Source organism: Paenibacillus sp. R-74696 (genome assembly GCF_055814915.1).
Map to the genome: position 1 here is coordinate 61,327 of NZ_JBPULM010000045.1, position 20,491 is coordinate 81,817.

16 protein-coding genes and 1 riboswitch are annotated in these 20,491 nt (G+C 51.4%); all 16 genes read right to left on the bottom strand.

From position 1 onward, the window contains the following. Nucleotides 1-37: 37 nt before the first annotated feature. Nucleotides 38-1,447, bottom strand: coding sequence for an MDR family MFS transporter (locus tag ACSR9A_RS20465; RefSeq protein WP_473759234.1), 1,410 nt, complete (start codon nucleotides 1,445-1,447; stop codon nucleotides 38-40). A gap of 39 nt (nucleotides 1,448-1,486) precedes the next feature. Further along, nucleotides 1,487-1,735, bottom strand: coding sequence for a hypothetical protein (locus tag ACSR9A_RS20470; RefSeq protein WP_341282593.1), 249 nt, complete (start codon nucleotides 1,733-1,735; stop codon nucleotides 1,487-1,489). Between the two features lie 223 nt (nucleotides 1,736-1,958). Beyond that, nucleotides 1,959-3,362 (bottom strand): cobyrinic acid a,c-diamide synthase CobB, encoded by a 1,404-nt coding sequence (locus ACSR9A_RS20475; protein ID WP_473759236.1) that lies wholly within the window; start codon nucleotides 3,360-3,362, stop codon nucleotides 1,959-1,961. 152 nt (nucleotides 3,363-3,514) lie between these two features. After that, a complete protein-coding gene (locus ACSR9A_RS20480; RefSeq protein WP_473759238.1) occupies nucleotides 3,515-4,648 on the bottom strand; it encodes a cobalt-precorrin 5A hydrolase in 1,134 nt (377 codons plus the stop codon). Then, the gene (gene cobM, locus ACSR9A_RS20485) at nucleotides 4,645-5,424 is read right to left on the bottom strand and encodes a precorrin-4 C(11)-methyltransferase (RefSeq protein ID WP_473759240.1); all 780 of its coding nucleotides are present in this window, start codon (nucleotides 5,422-5,424) and stop codon (nucleotides 4,645-4,647) included. The genes ACSR9A_RS20480 and cobM overlap by 4 nt, the downstream gene beginning before the upstream one ends. Then, a complete protein-coding gene (cobI, locus tag ACSR9A_RS20490) occupies nucleotides 5,421-6,131 on the bottom strand; it encodes a precorrin-2 C(20)-methyltransferase (RefSeq protein WP_046233157.1) in 711 nt (236 codons plus the stop codon). The genes cobM and cobI overlap by 4 nt, the downstream gene beginning before the upstream one ends. Then, entirely contained in the window at nucleotides 6,124-7,341 is a 1,218-nt protein-coding gene (gene cbiE, locus ACSR9A_RS20495) for a precorrin-6y C5,15-methyltransferase (decarboxylating) subunit CbiE (RefSeq protein WP_473760188.1), read from the bottom strand. The genes cobI and cbiE overlap by 8 nt, the downstream gene beginning before the upstream one ends. 72 nt (nucleotides 7,342-7,413) lie before the next feature. Beyond that, nucleotides 7,414-8,505, bottom strand: coding sequence for a cobalt-precorrin-5B (C(1))-methyltransferase (locus tag ACSR9A_RS20500; protein WP_473759241.1), 1,092 nt, complete (start codon nucleotides 8,503-8,505; stop codon nucleotides 7,414-7,416). 5 nt (nucleotides 8,506-8,510) lie between these two features. After that, on the bottom strand, nucleotides 8,511-9,161 hold the full coding sequence (locus tag ACSR9A_RS20505) for a precorrin-8X methylmutase (RefSeq protein ID WP_341282588.1): 651 nt from the start codon (nucleotides 9,159-9,161) through the stop codon (nucleotides 8,511-8,513). Between the two features lie 40 nt (nucleotides 9,162-9,201). Beyond that, a complete protein-coding gene (gene cobK / locus ACSR9A_RS20510) occupies nucleotides 9,202-9,969 on the bottom strand; it encodes a precorrin-6A reductase (RefSeq protein ID WP_473759242.1) in 768 nt (255 codons plus the stop codon). A 3-nt stretch (nucleotides 9,970-9,972) separates the two neighbouring features. Further along, on the bottom strand, nucleotides 9,973-11,037 hold the full coding sequence (locus tag ACSR9A_RS20515) for a sirohydrochlorin chelatase (RefSeq protein ID WP_473759243.1): 1,065 nt from the start codon (nucleotides 11,035-11,037) through the stop codon (nucleotides 9,973-9,975). Nucleotides 11,038-11,061: 24 nt separating this feature from the next. Beyond that, nucleotides 11,062-12,903, bottom strand: a complete 1,842-nt coding sequence (gene cobJ / locus ACSR9A_RS20520; protein WP_473759244.1) for a precorrin-3B C(17)-methyltransferase — start codon at nucleotides 12,901-12,903, stop codon at nucleotides 11,062-11,064. Between the two features lie 165 nt (nucleotides 12,904-13,068). Next, a riboswitch (cobalamin riboswitch) is annotated at nucleotides 13,069-13,218 on the bottom strand. A 233-nt stretch (nucleotides 13,219-13,451) separates the two neighbouring features. Next, the gene (locus ACSR9A_RS20525; protein ID WP_341282584.1) at nucleotides 13,452-13,721 is read right to left on the bottom strand and encodes a hypothetical protein; all 270 of its coding nucleotides are present in this window, start codon (nucleotides 13,719-13,721) and stop codon (nucleotides 13,452-13,454) included. 24 nt (nucleotides 13,722-13,745) lie between these two features. After that, the gene (locus tag ACSR9A_RS20530) at nucleotides 13,746-14,219 is read right to left on the bottom strand and encodes a DUF6376 family protein (protein ID WP_473759245.1); all 474 of its coding nucleotides are present in this window, start codon (nucleotides 14,217-14,219) and stop codon (nucleotides 13,746-13,748) included. A gap of 319 nt (nucleotides 14,220-14,538) precedes the next feature. Then, nucleotides 14,539-19,374, bottom strand: coding sequence for a leucine-rich repeat protein (locus ACSR9A_RS20535; RefSeq protein ID WP_473759246.1), 4,836 nt, complete (start codon nucleotides 19,372-19,374; stop codon nucleotides 14,539-14,541). Between the two features lie 787 nt (nucleotides 19,375-20,161). Then, complete coding sequence (locus ACSR9A_RS20540) at nucleotides 20,162-20,485, bottom strand: hypothetical protein (RefSeq protein ID WP_473759248.1); 324 nt, start codon at nucleotides 20,483-20,485, stop codon at nucleotides 20,162-20,164. Between the last annotated feature and the right edge of the window lie 6 nt (nucleotides 20,486-20,491).

Consider the following 20,491-nt stretch of genomic DNA (forward strand, 5'->3'; position numbering starts at 1 on the left):
AAAAGTTGCACTCTACCAATTATTTATGACAAATATTTTAAGAAGCGTGCTTCGTTTCCTGCCGCTCTGCCGAGGATATACGTGGTAAAGCTAGCGATACTACCCCGACAACGAGCGACAATACGACCACTATCGTAAAGATCCGGTGCAAGCTTTCCTCCAGCAATAGCGGGTCGATGATATTCGTGCTGCCAGTGTGCAGCAGAAGGCCGAATAAAGCAATTCCGATCGTCTGGCCGAGCGTCCGTATAAAGTTATTCGTGGCAACCGAGGCACCGCGCATTTGCCGTTCGACAGCGGATGACACGGATACGGTACAGCTGGTTAGCGCAAGCCCAAAGCTTAAGCCCGTTAAAAACATATAGAGCATAAACAAGGCAATCGGCGTCGTAGCATTCAGGAACATGAAGCCCAGGCTTCCTAATACGAGGGAAAGCGCACTGAGTAACGTTATATTTCTAAGCCCAATTCGCGAAATCCATGTGCCTGCCAAAATCGAACCGAGCGGCCAGCTAACCGAAAGCGGAATCATCGCCAAACCGGAATAGGTGGCGCTTTTTCCATAAACGCCCTGCACCCAGAGCGGCAAATAAAAAATAATAACGACGTTGACGACGCATAGCAAAAAGCTGAGCAAATTCACCATGCTGATGGTGCGATTTTTGAACAAAATGAGCGGAATCAGCGGCTCCTGCACACGCTTCTCAATATAGAAGAACAGCGCCAGCAGCACCGCAGCAACTGCAAAAAGCAGTCCGATTTCCGTATAGCTGGCTCCCTGCTCGCCCGTCTCTGAACGCAGCAGGGTCAAGGCATAGAGAAAACAGAACATGCCTACCGCAAACGTGCCTATTCCGCCATAATCAATCGATCGCTTCCGCTTCTCGTAAGCTTCCTTCAAAGTAGAGCCAAGCAGAAACATCGCGACAATGCCAAAGGGCAAATTCATATAAAATATCGCCCGCCAAGAGACATAATCGACTAGCAGCCCGCCAAGCAAAGGACCCGATATACCAGCTATTCCCCAAATGCTCGACATCCAGCCCTGTACCTTCGCCCGCTGCTCATAAGCGTATAAATCACCAATTATCGTATAAGGAATCGTTGTGAGCGCACCAGCCCCCAGCCCTTGTATCGCGCGAAAAATAATAAGCTGCGTCATCGTTTGCGCAAGGCCAGAGAGCATCGAGCCGCACAAAAAAATCGCAGCCCCAATCATAAACATATTTTTGCGGCCAAATAAATCTGACAGCTTGCCATAAATCGGTGTTGTGACGACCGTAGCAAGCAAATAAATGGAAATAACCCAGCTATACTGCTGGGTTCCTTGCAGCTCTCGCGTTATGCTCGGCATAGCCGTACTGACGATCGTCCCTTCGATCGCTGCCAGAAAGGTTGCTACGAACAGTGCGATAGTAACGCTGCGTGTATTGCTCGTATTAATCATAGTCGCCCTGCTTCCTTCCCTTAACAACAAACACGCCCCTTATGATGTTTTCATAAAGGAGCGCATCTGTGTCTGATTTAAATAAGCACTGCTTGCGATACGAAAAATATACCGGTCCCGTGCAGCGTCGGAAGTTTTCCAAAACTGCTCGTCTGTAAACAAGCGTTTGAGCAGCCATTCCGCCGCTTTCGCCGCCTGCTGCTCGTTTTGCAATAGCTTTAGGCATATCGTATAGCATATAGACTCGCATTGTCTTAAACGATTTATTTTATATTGAAAATCCGTCATAGTAATTGGACATCCCCCGGTTATATGTTTAGGTCACTCATCATTACTATGATAGCGGAAACCATACATATAAAAGTTACGAAATGTTTAAAATGGCCAAGCGTAAACGGCTGTCGCCGTCCTCTGGCGGCAAAGCTTCCGTTTCTCGTAGAAATATAGAGAAAGGATGGAACAATCATATCCTTTCCTATATTTTCAATAAGCGTAAGCGCTTCAGCGCAAATTATGCTTTACGAACAGAATAGGCCCAGCATGCAGCAATCCAGCGCTCAGCCATCTCCGGATTTGAGGCAAAATGAAAGTGCGTATAGCCTGCAACCAGCTGCGCGAGCTGCGCCCCTTCCTGCTTCACGCCGCGTCTGCCCTTTGTCTCATAGGCAGGCTCCGGCGTTTCACTATCGGTGCTTGGCACATAGACAGAATAATGAAATTCATGTCCGCGAGCCTGATCGCCCTCAGGCAGCAGAAAATTAGCGCCCAGCCCCTTTGCCTCCCTATAGCCTAACGCTGCAAGCTTGCCTTGCATGACCACGCTTCCCGGCAGCACGCCAGCCATCGCATAGCTATTGCCGCTCGTATTCGTAAGCTGCTCCGTTAGATACATATAACCGCCACATTCAGCAAGCGTCGGCATGCCGTTAGCAATGGCGTCCCGCACCGACTGGTGAACGTGCTGCTGCTGCGCCAGCTGCTCGGCAAATTCTTCTGGAAAGCCGCCGCCAATATACAAGCCTGATACATCATTCGGCACAGCTTCCCCTGCAAGCGGCGAGAAGTATACAAGCTCGGCTCCACACGCCTCCAGCAGCTCAAGATTATCCGGATAATAAAAATGAAACGCCGCGTCCTTGGCAACCGCCATTCGCACGCTGCCCTCGGGATTTCTCCTCACGAATAAGGAAGTACCTGCTGCTACTTCAGAAATTACTGGCGTTTCTGCCAGCGCAAGCACGCGATCAAGATCAACAGTCGCTTCGCACATCGCCACCAGTTGGTCGAATAAAGGCGACAGCTCGCCTCGTTCAATTGAAGGCACGAGACCCAAGTGACGTTCAGGTATATGAAGCTCGCTGCTGCGCTTGAAATAACCGACGACTGGAATGCCGCATTCCTGTTCGATAGCCGCTTTCACAATCTCATAATGGCTGTCGCTGCCCACCTTGTTCACAATAACGCCAACGATGCGCACATTGTCATCCAGCGCCTGAAAGCCCTTCACAATAGCCGCTGCACTGCGAGCCATGCTTTGGCAGTTGACGACCAGCAGCACGGGGCAGTCCAGCAGCACAGCAAGCTCAGCAGTACTGCCTTCGTTGGAAAGCGGATTTTTGCCATCATATAGCCCCATTACACCTTCAATGATTGAAATATCCGCCGTACTTGAAGCACGCGAATAAATTTCCTTCACCGTGGCAGGAGGACACATCCAGCTGTCCAGATTGCGTGACTGCCGCCCTGTCGCCGCCGTATGATAGGTTGGGTCTATGTAGTCCGGTCCGCTCTTAAAGCCTTGTACCGCAAAACCTCTGCGCGCTAAAGCAGCCATCAGTCCGACCGTTGTCGTCGTTTTGCCAACTCCGCTGCCCGTTCCGGCAATAATGATTCTTTTCTGCGTTGCTATCGTCATAACATGTGAATTCCTTTCGTTAAGGACTTGCCGCAAGGTGAAACGGCTGTCGCCGTCCTATGGCGGCACAGCGCGTTTCATTCGAGAAATATAGAGAAAGGATCGAACAATCATATACTTTCCTATATTTAAAAAAAGCTGTGCTGCACGGCTTATGTGAATGGAATAAGTCCAATTGAAATCGTGACATTGCCGGATTTTTGCTTGCCCAGCAGCAGCTCATTGTTTTTCGTATAACGCTTCGCCGCAGGCTCGCTTACCCCGTAAGCTCCAGTAAATTTAAATACCGTTTCAGAAGGCTCGCTAATTTCCTCTTCGTTCAGCTCCTCAGGCGTATAAGTCACTAGCGGCCAGCCATACTTGGCGCATACCGCGAGCAGTCCTTCTTCATCCTTTTTGAGATCAATGGTACAGATCGCCTTGACGCTTCGGATCGAAGCCCGGATTCCTTCCAATGCGGAAGCGATAACTGCTTCGATTTCCTCAGCAGACGTCCCCCGATTGCAGCCAACGCCAAGCGCCAGCACCTTCGGACGATAGAGCACGCCGTTATCCAGCAGCTTCTGCTCATCTTCCTCCAGCAGTCGGTGTGTGACTATAAGCGCCGCATTTGGAGCAGCCGCCTCTGCTGCGTCAATAGAGTCGTAAACAACCAGATTAGGAGGCATTGGTGTTTCATGCATCCACCAGTTCCGCTCGCCCGACTCCTGAACAATAGCAACAGGCTCCTCATTGACAACAGCGGCGCTGACAGGCGTCAGCTTTGCATCGCTCTCCCACTCCCAGCCAAAGCGCCGCCCGAACAAATCGACTGGCAGCGTACGCTGTACATCCGATGCCGTCGTCAGCACAGGACGCGCGCCAATAGCTGCTGCCGTCTCCCGCGTCAACTCATTCGCTCCGCCGAGATGGCCGGACAGCACGCTGATGACATGCTCCCCCTTATCATCAATAACGACGATGCCGGGGTCCTTCTTCTTGTCCTGCAGCAATGGAGCAATCATTCGCACAACTGCGCCAAGCGATATAATACAAATAATTCCTTTATATTTCGGAAACAAGGCGGGAAACAGCATGCGAACCGAGCCATTAAACAGCTGAATGCCACGGCTCTGTTCATCGCCTGCTTCGAATTTTCCCATGTAATATAAATCGACCGCACCCATATTTTCCAGCAGCCGTCTGCCTGTCTGCACGCCATGCTTCGTAATGGCAACTACCGCATATTCGTGCTTCTGGCGAATTACCGGGATGACGCCTTCCTCTAGCTGAATGATCGCGCTCATTCCGGCTTCACTCCTCTGCGGAAGCGGTGCGTGAAGGTTTTGTCATACAGCTTCGAACGATGCGCATCCTTGTTGTGCAGCTCCGGATCAAGCGCCCAGCCTGCCAAAATCATCGCATGCGCACGAATGCCATGCTCGCGCATTGCATTGTCAAGCTCGGCAAGCGTTGTCCGAATAATTAGCTGATCCGGCCAACTCGCGCGGCGAACGACAGCGATTGGCGTCTCGTCTTCCCAGCCGGCATCTTTAAATTCCTGCACTACTTTGCGCGTCAGCGTAGCACTGAGAAACAACGCAATCGTACAGCGATGCGCCGCTAAATCTTTCAGCTTCTCAAGCTCAGGCACAGGCGTCCGTCCTTCGGCCCGCGTCAAAATGACCGTTTGCGTCAGGTCAGGTATCGTCAGCTCAGCGCCAACCGCAGCAGCAGCAGCGAATACCGAGCTAACACCCGGCACGATTTCACAATGGATGCCTTCACGTTTAAGCAGCACCATCTGCTCCAAAATAGCCCCATACATCGCTGGGTCGCCAGTATGGATGCGGGCTACGCTTTTTCCCTGCTTTACCCGGTCTACGATGATGCCAACCATTTCGTCCAAATCCATGCCTGCACTTTTCAGCACCTCGGCTTCGGGCTTCGCTTTCGCAATCAGCTCTTCGTTAACTAGCGAATCGGTATACATGACGACATCTGCCGCTTGCAGCAGCTTGAGCCCTTTTACCGTAATGAGATCCGGATCGCCTGGACCCGCGCCAATAATATGTATGATCATTTTCTCACCACCATTAATGTCAAGTATTCAAGCTCGCGCCCTTGCAGCTCTTCAACATCCATCCATACCTGCTCCTCGGACGATGTAACCTTTGTCAAAACATAAGCATTCTTAACCAGCTTCAGGTCCCGCAATACGGTCAGCATCAAATCCAGCACCTTAGCAACTTTGATGAATACGACGCAGTCATGGCGCTCAATCGCTGTACGCATCGCTTCATAGCTTGGCGTTGCCGGAACAATCGCCACATGCTCGTCGCCGTCGGCAAGCGGAATGCCAAGGCGGGAAGCCGACGCATTAAACGAAGAAATGCCCGGGATTGCCTGCATTTCCACTTCAGGGTGACGCTCGCGCATAAGCCGCATCAGGTGGATATACGTGCTGTAGATCATCGGGTCGCCTTCCGTCACGAACGCCACATCGCGGCCTTCGCTAATCGGCTGCCATACCTGCTGCACCGTCTTCTCCCACTGGCGCTCCAGCGATTCGCGGTCCTTCGTCATCGGAAAGGTCAGTCCGAGCATTTCCTTCTCCGCTGCGTTCACATACAGTTCAGCAATCGTCAGCGCGTAGCTTTTGGCGCCCATCTTTTTGCGCGGGTATGCGATAACCGGACATTCCTTCATAAGCCGAAAAGCTTTAACGGTAATCAGCTCCGGATCCCCCGGTCCAATTCCGATTCCATATAATTTGCCGAGCTTAGTCATTGCTGCTTTCCTCCTCGGTGAGTATCTCTGGCTGCTTCCAAGCCGTAATTAGAAAAATCGGATTAAGCGCATCAAAACGCGTCAAATCCAATATCGGTTTGCTGCGCGACAGCTGTGCCAGCGTAATATCGGTTTTAAAGCCTTCATCCTCAAAAGCACTCATCGCTTTGCCCATCGTCTCAATCGTTGCCGCATTCACGACGATGCGTCCGCCTTCCTTAAGCCGCGTGCAGCAAATATGCAGCAGCTCGCGCAGCTCGCCGCCGCTGCCGCCGATAAATACAGCATCGGGATCGGCAAACGTGTCCAGGCCAACAGGTGCGCGTCCCAGCCGCGTCGTCAGGTCGGTTCTGAATTTCCGGGCGTTTTCCACACAATTGGCAAGATCGCCTTCGTTCTTCTCTATGGCATATACGTCGCCTTGGCGGGCAATGCGTGCTGCCTCAATCGCCATGGAGCCTGTGCAGGTGCCAATATCCCAAACCGTGCTCGTCTCCCTGAGCTGCATAGCCGCAAGGCTGAGCACGCGAATTTCACGTTTAGTAATTAGTCCTTTGTCCGGCTTACGCTGGGCAAACTCGCTGTCAGCAATGCCGAGCGGCCACGAGGGGCTCGTCCCTACACGCTTCAAAATCAAGACATTCAGTGGAGAAAATTCCGCCTCCGCAAGCTCACTCAGCTCATACCACCCCGTGCGCTCATCCGCTCCACCTAAATTTTCAGCCAAAAAGGCTTTATATTCAGTCATGCCGAAATCGAGCAAGTAGCGAGCGATTACGCTTGGATTGTTTTTGTCATCGGTCAGCAGCGCAATCTTCGCTTTGCCGTCGATACGCTGTGCCAGTCCCTTGATGCTCTTGCCGTGAACGCTAGTCAGCAGCGCATCATGCCAGCTTTCGCCCATTCGCGCAAAAGCAAGCTGCACCGAGCTGTGCGCCGGATAAATGTCCAGCTCCACCTTGCCCGCCAAATAACCGCCAATGCCATAAAACAACGGATCGCCGGAAGCGAGCACAACCGTCCGTCTGCTCTCCGCCTGCAGCTGCTTGGCCAAGTCAGTCAAGCCGCCTTTAATGACGATTTTCTCGCCTGCATATTGCGGAAAAAACGCCAAATGGCGCTCGCCGCCAACCAGTACTTCACTCTCTTGAATCCAGCCTTCATAAAGCGACGGCAAGCCTGCCGCTCCATCATCGCCAATGCCGATCATTTTGATTTTGTTCCCCAAGCTCTATCTCCCCCGATCCTTTGCTGCCAAGCAGCTTGCATGCATTTGAAAACGCTATTGCTCAGCCCTGCCTAACAGCTGGGCTTTCATCGATATAATGACCGTCTCGACGATCAGCAGTCCGCCCGCTTCCTTCTTGCTATGATGGCAGCACAGCTCGCTCATTCGTTCGAAAAAGGCATCAATGCCGCGCTCCTGCATCATATCGCCAACCTGTGAAGCGGTGTTCGCGCCGCGTATTTCTTCCACAAGTCCTTCGGGAACAGCTGCATATTCCGCTATTTCGGCGAGAAAGCCGAAGTCGACTGGCGCGCTTTTGGAATGCACCATCATGACGCCCTGCGCCACCTTCGAAAACTTGCCCATCATGCCGACAAGCGTTACTTTGCGAATTTGCTTGTTTCGGGCCATTTTCAGCGAAAAGCCGATAAAATCGCCCATCTCGATAAAAGCCTCCTCCGGCAAATCGGGATACAGCTCCATCCCAAACTTTTCCGTACGGCCACCTGTCGATAAAACAAGATGGTCGCAGCCGCTGACGGCTGCGACATTAATCGCTTGCGCGACGCTCGCTTTGTATGCTGCGGTAGAGAACGGCACAACGGTGCCTCTCGTTCCGAGTATAGAAATGCCGCCTAGAATACCAAGGCGACCATTTAACGTTTTGAGCGCGATTCGCTCGCCTTCCGGCACAGAAATGACGACGCTTACGCCTCGCCCCTCCAGCTCGAACGAGCGCAGCACCTCTTCGACCGCTTCGTGAATCATGCGGCGCGGCACCGGATTAATGGCAGCTTCGCCAACCGCCACGGGCAGACCGGGCTTCGTTACCCGGCCAACACCAATGCCGCCATCAAGTATAACGCCTTCGCCGTCATGCCATTTGACCTCCGAAAAAATGCTTGCGCCATGCGTAGCATCCGGATCGTCGCCGCCATCCTTAATCACTTCAGCTTTTGCGGCATCGCCAGTCAGCTCACAGCTTACAATGGTGAAAGTGACCCGCTCGCCAATCGGCAGCACAATTTCCGACTCGGTCTGCTGCTCACGCAAAATCAGCGCTGTCAGCGCCGCTTTCGTCGCAGCAGTTGCACAAGAGCCTGTCGTATAGCCATGGCGAAGCGGCTTATCCTCTTTCTTGTCCACGCTTTTTACACTTGGCGCTCTGCCAGCAGGGAAATCGCGTTAACCGCAGCCACGGCAACCGGGCTCCCGCCCTTTCGTCCGAGATTCGTAATAAACGGAATGTCCAGCTTGGCAAGCTCCTCCTTCGATTCTGCTGCCGATACGAAGCCGACGGGCACGCCAACGATAAGGCCTGGTTTGGCTTCGCCATTTTTCACCAGTCTAATTAACTCCAGCAGCGCTGTAGGCGCGTTTCCGATCGCATAAATACCGCCGTCCGCTTCACGAATCGCTTTGCGAATGGAAATAATCGCCCGCGTCGTATTGAGGCGCTTCGCCTCCTCCATCACATCTGCATCCGATATGTATACACGCACGTCGCCGCCAAACTTCTCAATGCGCGGCTTGCTGATTCCTACCTGAACCATTTGCACATCGGCAACTACAGGCTTGCCTGCGAGGATTGCCTTAATGCCTGCCTGTACCGCATCCTTATGGAACATCATGCTGCGTCCCAGCTCAAAATCGGCGGAAGCATGAATAACGCGCTGTACAACAGAATATTGCTCATCTGTGAACGGGTGCTCCCCTAGCTCCTCGGTAATCATTTCAAAGCTGCGTGCTTCAATTTCCTGCGGTTGTACAGTAAGCGGTTTAAAATCGGTCAAAAAATCCATGTTTTTCGCTCAGCTCCTTCAATTATGATGCAACGTGTATTTAACTCAACATTTCCTTTAATGTATCACTTATTTCGTCAAAGCGCGAAAAAACATGCCCATAGGCAAGCTTAGGACGCCCAATAATAATCGTCTCAACACCCATTTCAAGCGCCGCTTCCAGCTTCTCATCCACAGAGCCAACCTTGCCGCTCTCCTTCGTAATCATCAGCGTCACGCCGAATTGCTCATAAAGGGCGCGATTGAGCGCTTTGGAAAATGGACCCTGCATGGCAACGATATGCTTTTGCGGCAGTCCCAGCGCATCGCATTTCTCCATATTGTCGAGACGCGGCAGCATGCGGGCGATCAGCGTCACGTTAGGCAAGCCTAGCAGGCGCTCGGTAAAAACCTGCAGCGTTTTGCTGCCGGTCGTCAGCATCACGACGCCGCCTTTGGCAGCCGCCATTTCGGCTGCTTCGGCGTAATCATCCGCATACTGGATTAGCGGCTGTCCGTCAAAGGTCAGGCTCTCGCGCTCATAGCGAATATAAGGCACCGATGCTTGCTCAGCCGCAGCCATCGCATTGCGATGCGCCTCCTCAGCAAAGGGATGGCTGGCATCAACGACAGCCTTTACCTGATTTTCCTTCAGGTAAGCTGCCATTTCGTCTGCGGTTAGCCGTCCCACTCGCACGTCAAGTCCGGCCTCCTTCAAGCTGCCTGCCGCACTGTCGGTCACGACCGAAGTCAGCACGCTATAGCCCTGTGCCTTAATTTGTACGGCGAGCTCCCTCGCATCGCTCGTTCCACATAGCATAAAAATCATGGCCTAACCCTCCCCGACAAGCGTTGCTGCCTTGGACGGATCATTTTTCTGCGGGGCATCTTCCTTGGCATTAGCAGCAGGCTCGCCAATTTCAAGGTGCTCGTGGTCGTGGTGATCATGGTCGTGATCATGGTTATGCTCATGCGTATGGCCCTCATGATGATGCTCGTGATCATGCGCATGGTGTTCATGATTATGGTCATGATGATCATGATTATCATGACCGTGATCGTGATCATGATGCTCATGGTGGTGATGATGGTCATGATCTTTCATCGCCTGCAGGCGGAACTGGCACATATCGCAGTTCATCTTCACTTCGTCCTGCAGCGCTTCTGCGGCGCGATCTTTCAATATCTCTTTAAGCAGCGGGTGGAAGCCAAAATATTCCGCAAGCACAAATTCCGTATCCGGATAAGCAGCCGTATATTGCTCCATCGCTGCTTCCATCCGTTTAATTAAAACGCCGGTAAACAGGAAGTACGGCAATATAATAACTTTACGCGCGCCCAGCTTGAGGCAGCGCTCTACACCTTCATCCATCAGAGGCGCCGTTACGCCAATAAAGGCAGTTTCGACCCATTTGACTTTAAGGCGCTCCCAGAACAAACGGGAAATTTTAAATAGCTCGCTGTTCGCATCGGCATCGCTGCTGCCCCGACCGACGATCAAAATAGCCGTATCAGCAAGCTCGCTTTCCTCTGCCGCAGCGGCTTCGCCAAGGCGGGAGGTCAGAATTTCCAGCACTTGATCGTGAACGCCAATCGGCCGACCATAAATAATATTTATAGCTGGGTAACGCAGCTTTGCCTCATCAATTGCCGCAGGCATATGAAGCTTTGCATGCCCTGCCGAAAATAACGTAATCGGAATAACGGCGATCCGAGTCGCCCCTTTTGATACACAAATATCAAAGCCCTGCTTCATCGTCGGCGTGACAAACTCCAGAAAGCACAGCTCTACCAAATCTGCTTTCAGTGTTGACGCTACAGAGGCGACAAACTCGCGCACCTCTTCATTTCCTCTCTCATCCCGGCTTCCGTGCCCTACAAATAAAACCGCATCCATCTTCCTTCATCTCCCTTGCTGTCGCTAGTCTCCGCACAATGCGTCTTCGATATGAAAAACAGGCAGCTCTTGATAGCGATAGCCTTCTATTTGACCCATCCGTTTGAAAAATTTATGAAAGCGCTCATTCGGATGGCCTTCCGATTTATACAGCGCAATAATGCGTTCAATCAGTGGCACGATTTCATCGGCTGCAATGCCTTCGGCAACCGGCTGCGCCGCATGCGCATTGCGGCCGACGGTTTTGCCGCCGAGGAACAAATCAAATTTGCCACGGCGATACACGATGCCGATATCCTCGTTAACTGCGCCATAACAAGCCATGCCGCAGCCATTGAACCCGACACGCAGCTCCTTCGGCATGGCCATGCCGCCGATCTTCTCTTGCAGTTCATCGGCATAAGGCACCGATTCCGCCTTCTCCAGATTGCAAAAATCGCAAGCCTTCAGTTGCAAAACATCACCGATCGGCGCCAGACTGAGGCCATCTGCACGCAGCTTTGCCGTAACGCTGTCAGGATCAGACGTCGGGATCCGCACAAGCAGATGATGATGCGGTGTATATTCAATCGAGCCCTTCTCGCCAACCGCCTGCGCCAGTGCCACCAGCTGCTGGGGAGTAAAGTTCTTCGTCGCTACACCCGGGCTTACGGCGAACTCCAAAACCGATTGCTGCGTAAATACAGGCAATGGGCTCGCAGCTTCCGCATATGCCGCACTAGGCTCTATACCCTTGCTGCGATCATTAAGCAGTACTGCTTCCATTGCCAAATGAAGTGGCGAGACAGCTGGCATCGCGGCTGACTCCACCTTCGATGAAGCAGCTTTATCAACCGGAGCTGGAGCAGGCTTCACGGGTGCGACTGGAGGTGCTATGGCTACGGCTACGCCGCCGCCTTGCCCATTTTCATTTCTCGGCTGGTCTGGCACCGCCATTTGCGGCTCTTCCCGCTCCACCAAAGGGTCCGTCGCATCATATTCATCCTCAGGATAGTCTCCATCACCTGAGAGCTCCGGCATTCCTGCCGTATGAAGTGCCCACGGCTCATTCTTCTCTTGCAGACGCTGGTGAGGCTTCAAAGGCTGCGCGCCTTCACCCAGCGTATATTTGCGCTGATAGCCACGCGGCGTAATCATCAGCCCATCATAATTAACGGTTGTGGAGTTGCCAATAACGACCGTTGTCAGCATGCCGATATCATGATCAAGCATACGGGCAAGCGTCGTCACGACAATATCCTCACGGTCGCGATACGCGCTTTTCACAATACCAACCGGCGTATCTGGCGAACGGTATTTGAGCAAAATACGCTGCGTCTCCACGATTTGCCGTGTTCTTCTGCCGCTGCGCGGGTTATAAAGCGCAATGACGAAATCCGCTTGTCCAGCCGCTTCTACTCTGCGCGCTATCAGCTCCCAAGGGGTCAAATGATCGCTTAGGCTGATCGTGCAAGCATCGTGCATAATCGGTGCGCCGAGCAGGGACGCTGTCGAGTTAATGGCGGAAATGCCGGGAATGACTTCAACCTCTACCCCGCCATTACGCTTCCAGCCCTTCTCAATCAGCACCTCATACACGAGTCCTGCCATACCGTACACGCCCGCATCGCCGCTTGATATAACGGCAACCTTCTTGCCGTTCTCCGCCTGGCGCACCGCTTCCTGCGCCCGGCTGACCTCCTCCGTCATCCCTGTCCGCACAATCGCCTGATCGCTGATTAGCTCCCGAATCAAGTCCACATACGTGTTATAGCCGATGACTATATCGCTCTCCTGAATCGCTTCACGGGCGCGTTTCGTAATATGCTCGAAGCTCCCTGGGCCGAATCCGATAATTAACAGCTTGCCGACGCCTGCTTCACTCATTGATGCCCAACTCCTTCTATGTAGCAATTTACAATTTCTATCCAACAAAAAAAGCACCTCTAACGCTATGTGTTAGAAATGCTTGAAAAGACCAATGTCCTTGTTAAACGCAGACAGCGAAGGGCCATCCAATCTCTAACACCTTCCTAATATCCACGTAGGTTTACAGTGTCGTTGAAATAAGCAGGTCTCCTGGCTTTGAAGCGTCAGTCGCTTCATACAGTGGCGGGTCCGCGCCGGTCTCTCACCGACTTCCCTATTAAGTCAACTTGGGCGCCTTGCACGCCTGCTGACACTTATTCCCTTCCTATTAAATTGTAATCTTAATGATAACATTAGATTGTATGATCGACAAGTGCGTTTATGCCATCAGCCTAGACGCAAATAGAGCCAGCGCAAGCACGGACTGCATGTCCAGGCTGGCGCCAGCTCTATTTTTCAAAATATAAGAATTTATAAGTTTTGCACTTATAAATGGGCTTATATTGCATCCTCGAAACGGCAGCTTTGCCGTCAGAGGACGGCTTCAGCCATATACGCGTAAAGGTTTATTTCTTCTCCAGTGTTTCCCAAGCCGCTTTCACGAGGGAATCAAACAGCTCATCATCCTCTTCCAACTCATCCTCGACCGCTAAAAGATCTTCTTCCTTGCCCGATTCATTCAGAAAAAATAAACCGTAGCCCCACTCAGTCGCCTTGCGGCTGTGAAGGGCAATTTCGTATTGGTTCGTCTGGCCCTCTACTTCAAAATGAACCTTGCCCACGAAACCAGATTCCTTAGAGTTCGTCATGCTAGCATGCAAAATATTTACTTTCATCTTTCATTCTTCCTCTCTTTACCGTTACGACACCAGCTGCTGAAGTTGATTTACTTGATTTAACAGCTCGTTGATTTTGTTAATCGTATTTGGAATTTCCGTTGCGTCAACCAATGCTTTGCCGTCTTCGATCTGCTTCAGCACCTCATCAATGCTTTCCTGCAGCTTCAAATTATAATCGACCACGGTCTGATGGACATCCTTGGCAAAATCCGGCGCTTGCAGCTCGCCAAACTGCTTAATCGAGTCCTGCACAGCTACCAGCTGCTCCTTATAATCGGCGCGTGCACTCGCATCGTTTACGGCTTGCTCCGCAAGCTGCGTCGCCTGCTCGCTGAAGCTTGTCAGTGTCTGCATGTACGAAGCCGCCCCCGTCACATAGTCGGCCGAGCTCGATACGGAATTGACCGCCTGCTTGGCATCCTCGAATAACGAGCATCCTCCTAATAATAACATTCCAATGATTAAAAGTATGCTTTTTCCTGAACGAATGGTCATGTTTAATCTCTTCCTTTCCGCCTGTATGGCACAGAGCACTATTTATACGGCATAAGCGTCCAAACGGTTGCATTTCGTCTTATTAATAAGCTTGTCCATCATTTATGTGGGCTATAAGATCAAATGAGACAAAAACAGCCCGATGATTTCGTGGATTTCATTTAGACCATTTTCTTGTCAACCGATATTTCACACTTATCTGCCAGTTACTTGTACGACAAAAAGGAGCTGCCACGAGGCAAGCTCCTTCACTATCGTTTTACAGATGATTCTATGAATGAGTATTTCGATTCATTTTGAATTGATTTCTTTGCTTGATTTAATCGATAAAATTTACATATTGCAGGAACCTTTTCAGTATAACCGCTGCCTGCGCCCTCGTTACATTCTCCCTCGGGGCAAAGCGTCCGTCTTCCATTCCTTTTATAATGCCGTCTTCCGATGCTCGGACTACCGCAGCTTGCGCCCATGAAGAAATGGAGTCTCGATCCGTGAAAGCATCCAGATGGCCTCCCTTTTGCCCACCGCTACTGGTTCCATGGCTGGTGAAGGTTAAGGCGCCAGCAATCACAACGGCCATTTGCTCGCGGGTAATTGGATCGTTAGGCGCAAAACGGCCGGCACCGATGCCGCTAACCAGCCCGCTAGCCACTGCCGCATTTACTGCAGATGCATACCATGCGGATGCAGGGACATCCGCAAAACGATCACCGCCCTCGCTCTCCTTCACGGATAGCCCTAGCGCACGAACGAGCAAGGCTGAGAATTCTGCTCGTGTAATGGTTCCTTCTGAGTCAAAACGGTCGGCCGCCACGCCGTTCACCAGCAGCTTGGACGCCAGATGCTCCACATCCGCTTTCGCCCAGTGTCTGGTTAAATCGGCGAACGTTCGGGCTTGCACATTTACGACTGTGTACAAGCTGTTATGTGGCACGTTCAGAATCGCTTCGTTAGTGCCGTCTGGACCGGTTTCCATCTTTGCCGGAACAAAAACGACGGTTCCGTTTTCCGGGATATACTGAACGGCAACCAGGTTACCGTTTGTGTTCTCTCGGTCCAACTTAATGGTCCGGATCGAGTACGATCCGCCATAGTCGTGCACCTCCAACATTTGCCCGTTTGCTTCGACCATCACCTTGTAGTCAATGACGTCGGCGAAAACAGTAAAACCTTGGGAAACCCCGATCCGATTGATCTCTTGTCGAATATGCTCGCCGGCCAGCTCCTGTATGATGTTCACGGTCAAATTCGATATTTCCGCGTCGAGACGCTCCGCCAAGCCGATCAGATCGATCGCGCTTAACCGCAATTGGTAGCTAGAATTGTTCAACCTCACCTCGATAATGGTATTAGGATTAGCTTTGACCATATCCGCGATCCAGTCAGCTTGAAACTGTGCCTGTAACGCTTGCTCCCGATTGCCGATTGTAATGCTGACAAACGGTTTCATCGCATCTTTCAGGAGTTCCAGCACTTGCTCCCTCGTCCGTTCGGGGAGGAAGACTTGCTCGATCACCGTGCCGTCCAAACGCTTGACTTGTTTGATGTCGGATGGATCGACGAGAATTTTAATCCCGCCATTCGAATCTAACTTCACAGTCGTCCCCGATGTGACCGGTCGATTGCCGTTATCCGACGAAGACGGGGTTGAAATCCCAGTAACAGTGATGGTTTTCACTGCTTCATTGCCTGCTTCGTCTAGGGCATAAACGGTATAGTCGCCGTTGGCAGTAATGGTGAATTGAGGTGTGGCCAAAATATCGGTTCCCTTCGTTCCACCGGCAAAATCAACCCCACTAAGACTTCCAGGCAGCCAACGGAGCTGCGTCAGCGCATTTCCCGCAGCTCCGCCGTACACGCTTGCAATCACACTGATCGCTTTACGTTCCGATCCGTTCGGTGCAACCGTCATGGCAACTTCGGGCGGTATCGCCACGATACGTATTCCGTTCGCGTCCGGTGCTACGTAAGTTAGCGAAGCGGGGCGTCCGCTGGAGGTGCGAACGATGCTTGCACCGTTCGGGAGCTCTAATGATGCAGCAACTTCAATTCCGTCAACATCCGCGAGCCCAGCAGGAACTTCGAATTCGAAAGTAAGTTTTGTCACTGCCTCGCCGCGCGCTCCCATATATGGGGCATATACCGTCTGAGTGGCGGAATTGTCTCCAACCATGATCGGAACGACCGGTGTCCCTATCACGGTTACTTCATATCCGTAAAATACCGTAAAGCGAAGCGTGTCGCTCGTTCCGTACAAATCATTGGCCGATGCGGTTAGCACCATCCCTACCCAAGCAGCTTCAAATACCGCCATAGCATCGTTCAAACTGACAGTAGCTTCATCCAAACGAGTCTGAGATTGATTTTCCGCATCGTCGGCAATAGCCTGCGCTGCATCTATCACGGTCTGCAGGGCAGCGCGGTCTCCTGCCGAAATCTGCCCTACATCCGTACCTTGCGGATGATCCGTCAACGCCTGCTGCGCCGCCGTGATCGCCGTCCCCAGCGCCGTTGGAATACCTGCTTGTATAACAGCAGCATTAAAGACTTGAACCGCTGAATTTAACTGGTTAACTGCCGTATCCAGTTGATCCTGCGTGTAATTGCCCGCGTTATCGAGAATCTGCTGCGCCGCATCCATCGCATTTTCCAGCGCGGTGCGAGTTCCTGCTGACACCTGCCCCACGTTCTCCCCTTGCGGATGATCCGTCAACGCCTGCTGCGCCGCCGTGATTGCCGCGTCCAGCACCGTTGGAACACCCGCTTGTATAACAGCAGCATTAAAGACTTGAACCGCTGAATTTAACTGGTTAACTGCTGTATCCAGTTGATCCTGTGTGTAACTGCCCGCGTTATCGAGAATCTGCTGCGCCGCATCCATCGCAGTTTCCAGCACGGTGCGAGTTCCTCCCGATGTCTGCCCTACATCCGTACCTTGCGGATGATCCGTCAACGCCTGCTGCGCCGCCGCGATTGCCGCGTCCAGCGTCGTTGGAATGCCCGCTTGTATAACAGCAGCATTAAAGACTTGAACCGCTGAATTTAACTGGTTAACTGCCGTATCCAGTTGATCCTGCGTGTAATTGCCCGCGTTATCGAGAATCTGCTGTGCCGCATCCATCGCAGTTTCCAGCACGGTGCGTGTTCCTGCCGAAGTCTGCCCTACATCCGTACCTTGCGGATGAGTCGTTAACGCCTGCTGCGCCGCCGTGATCGCCGCGTCCAGCGCAGTCGGAACACCCGCTTGTACAACAGCGGCATTGAAGATTTGAACTGCTGAATTTAACTGGTTAACTGCCGTATCCAGTTGATCCTGCGTGTAATTGCCTGCGTTATCAAGAATCTGCTGTGCCGCATCCATCGCAGTTTCCAGCACGGTGCGAGTTCCTGCCGAAGTCTGCCCGACATCCATACCTTCTGGATGATCCGTCAACGCCTGCTGTGCAACCGTGATCGCCGCCCCCAGCGCCGTCGGAATACCCATTTGTATAACAGCAGCATTAAAGACTTGAACCGCTGAATTTAACTGGGTAACAGCCGTATCCAGTTGATCCTGCGTGTAATTTCCCGCGTTATCAAGAATCTGCTGCGCCGCATCCATCGCAGTTTCCAGCACGGTGCGAGTTCCTGCCGAAGTCTGCCCTACATCCGTACCTTGCGGATGAGTCGTTAACGCCTGCTGCGCCGCCGCGATCGCCGCGTCCAGCGCAGTCGGAACACCCGCTTGTACAACAGCGGCATTGAAGATTTGAACCGCTAAATTTAACTGGTTAACTGCCGTATCCAGTTGATCCTGCGTGTAATTGCTCGCGTTATCAAGAATCTGCTGCGCCGCATCCATCGCAGTTTCGAGCGCGGTGCGCGTTCCCGCTGACACCTGCCCCACGTTCTCCCCTTGCGGATGATCCGTCAACGCCTGCTGCGCCGCCGTGATCGCCGCGTCCAGCGCCGTCGGAATACCCGCTTGTATAACAGCGGCATTAAAGATTTGAACCGCTGAATTTAACTGGTTCACTGCCGTATCCAGTTGAGCTTGCGTGTAATTGCTCGCGTTATCAAGAATCTGCTGCGCCGCATCCATCGCAGTTTCGAGCGCGGTGCGCGTTCCCGCTGACACCTGCCCCACGTTCTCCCCTTGCGGATGATCCGTCAATGCCTGCTGCGCCGCCGTGATTGCCGCTGCCAACACCGCGGGATTGCCGGCCTGGACAATTTGCGCATTGAATGCCGCGATTGAAGAGGTCAGAGGATTTGCTGCGTTAGCCAGGTCAGAGGCGATGGTGGCATTCCCGATTCCGTCGATAAAAAGCATGGCTGCGTCATAGTCTGCCGTTAAGTCGTTATAGGCATTGGCCGGAACTTGTCCTACGCTGGTGCCCACCAGATTACTTTTCAACAACGACTTGGCGCTAGAGACCGCTTGAAATAACGCCGTTCCGTCCACAAACGTATGTCCGTTGCTCGACGCATAAACGGCTACGGGAGAATTCGCAATTCCGAATATTTTCAGATTGCCCGGATTACCCTCAAATACACCTGTCCCAAAAGTTGTTGCATTGCCTAACACAGTTATGCTTGTTAAGTTGTTATTATAGAATGAACTACTGGCGACATTCGTTACGCTGGCCGGGATGACAAGTTTCGCAATGTGATTGGTGTCGAAAGCCCCGCCATTAATCGTCTTCAAATTTTCCGATAATTTAATCGATGTCAAATTATTCATATAAAAAGAATAGTTGCCGATCGTCGTTACACTATCTGGAAAAACGACTGTTGTAAGCGGATTGTTCTCGAATGCGCTGGAGCCGATCGTTAACAAACTGTCTGGAAGGTCTATGGAAGTGAGGCCAGTATAACGGAATCCATACGTTTGGATTACCTTCACGTTGTTCGGAATCACGACGCTTGTAATTTTAGGTTTGCCTGTACCGTATGTATCAAATGCTGATCTCCCAATTTCGGTTACCGTCGTACCCGCATACTCAGCGGGAATAACCACATTCAGATCCGTCCCCCTGTAGTCCGTGACCGTAGCGCCATTGGAACCGATTGTAAAAGTAAAATCGTTCTCTGCTCCATAAACAGGTAGAATCTGCGAGAATGAATTCCCGAACGTAAATAATGCAATTAATAGACATAAGACTGATTTTTTCATGATTTTTCTCCTTTACTATAACGCTTGAAGTGAGATGACGAAGAGTAGAAAATTGTCGCAAGAGCGGGTAGGGATAGGTTTCTGCAACTGGATGATAACTACATTTGATTATAACGAAGGCTAATAAAAGAATAATGAAAGAATAATGAAAAAATCAGCGAATTGCGCGCAGTATCAATGCTTAAGGATTCTTTACTTTATTGTAAAGTCGGTTTTGAAAAATTCCGTAATATCTAAAAGTGATATTGGAAGGTTCCTTTGGATATTTTTGGCGAACGAACGAGAGGAAATAGGAGTCGGGATGGTCAGGCAAATTAGTGTCTCAACGAGGCGATGTGAAGCACTCGGTAATCGCTTGCATGCTGTCGTCGATGCAGCCAACGCCAAATGATAAGAACTTGAGTATATAACTAAAAAAGATCGTGATTTAGTTAGTTATAAAATATCCCGATGTACCAAGGCTTTAAGCCACATCGGGACTGACTAAGTTGTGACAAATCTACGTTTCTAATCAATAACAAACTAAATTAAAAATCAAAACTGTTACAGCTTATTTTTTATGATTTTGTAATTTCAAATATTATAACATACCAATAACTAAAAATTATGTTGTAATACACACTAATAATATTATAATATGTATCAATTCATGTTATAACTCGCAATTTAGCAGAAAAATAAAACATAAGCCGCAGATGGCTGAATCGCACACTGGCTATTGCTTGCGTCTGCGGCATAACGATGCAGCCCTGTCAGGTGAGGTGAGCTGCGCCACTCCTTTTGGCAGCTAGCGCTTTGACTTGAACACTTGCCGGCGCCATATGACGACGATGACTAGAAATAAAGCAATTACACCCGTAAGCAGCCATCCCGCCTGCTCATCATTGAGCTGATCTCCCGGAGCGGTAGCAGCCGGATCAGAAGCACCATGGCCAGCATGCTCGTTACAGTTGGAGCCGGATGCTGGTGTAGTGGTCGCATTCGTCTGCTGCTCGGTATCAGCAGGTGTACAGACATCAGCAGCGGATACAGCTAGCAAAGCAGAACTCCAGAGGTTTATTCCAATAAACAAAACCACCATAAAAGTTAGACTGAGGAACCTCTTTTGCATTTGGCG

Coding starts and splice junctions, on each gene's coding strand:
- ACSR9A_RS20465 (WP_473759234.1), bottom strand. CDS start 1,447: ATGATTAATACGAGCAATACACGCAGCGTTACTATCGCACTGTTCGTA.
- ACSR9A_RS20470 (WP_341282593.1), bottom strand. CDS start 1,735: ATGACGGATTTTCAATATAAAATAAATCGTTTAAGACAATGCGAGTCT.
- ACSR9A_RS20475 (WP_473759236.1), bottom strand. CDS start 3,362: ATGACGATAGCAACGCAGAAAAGAATCATTATTGCCGGAACGGGCAGC.
- ACSR9A_RS20480 (WP_473759238.1), bottom strand. CDS start 4,648: ATGAGCGCGATCATTCAGCTAGAGGAAGGCGTCATCCCGGTAATTCGC.
- cobM (WP_473759240.1), bottom strand. CDS start 5,424: ATGATCATACATATTATTGGCGCGGGTCCAGGCGATCCGGATCTCATT.
- cobI (WP_046233157.1), bottom strand. CDS start 6,131: ATGACTAAGCTCGGCAAATTATATGGAATCGGAATTGGACCGGGGGAT.
- cbiE (WP_473760188.1), bottom strand. CDS start 7,341: ATGATCGGCATTGGCGATGATGGAGCGGCAGGCTTGCCGTCGCTTTAT.
- ACSR9A_RS20505 (WP_341282588.1), bottom strand. CDS start 9,161: ATGGATTTTTTGACCGATTTTAAACCGCTTACTGTACAACCGCAGGAA.
- cobK (WP_473759242.1), bottom strand. CDS start 9,969: ATGATTTTTATGCTATGTGGAACGAGCGATGCGAGGGAGCTCGCCGTA.
- ACSR9A_RS20515 (WP_473759243.1), bottom strand. CDS start 11,037: ATGGATGCGGTTTTATTTGTAGGGCACGGAAGCCGGGATGAGAGAGGA.
- cobJ (WP_473759244.1), bottom strand. CDS start 12,903: ATGAGTGAAGCAGGCGTCGGCAAGCTGTTAATTATCGGATTCGGCCCA.
- ACSR9A_RS20525 (WP_341282584.1), bottom strand. CDS start 13,721: ATGAAAGTAAATATTTTGCATGCTAGCATGACGAACTCTAAGGAATCT.
- ACSR9A_RS20530 (WP_473759245.1), bottom strand. CDS start 14,219: ATGACCATTCGTTCAGGAAAAAGCATACTTTTAATCATTGGAATGTTA.
- ACSR9A_RS20535 (WP_473759246.1), bottom strand. CDS start 19,374: ATGAAAAAATCAGTCTTATGTCTATTAATTGCATTATTTACGTTCGGG.
- ACSR9A_RS20540 (WP_473759248.1), bottom strand. CDS start 20,485: ATGCAAAAGAGGTTCCTCAGTCTAACTTTTATGGTGGTTTTGTTTATT.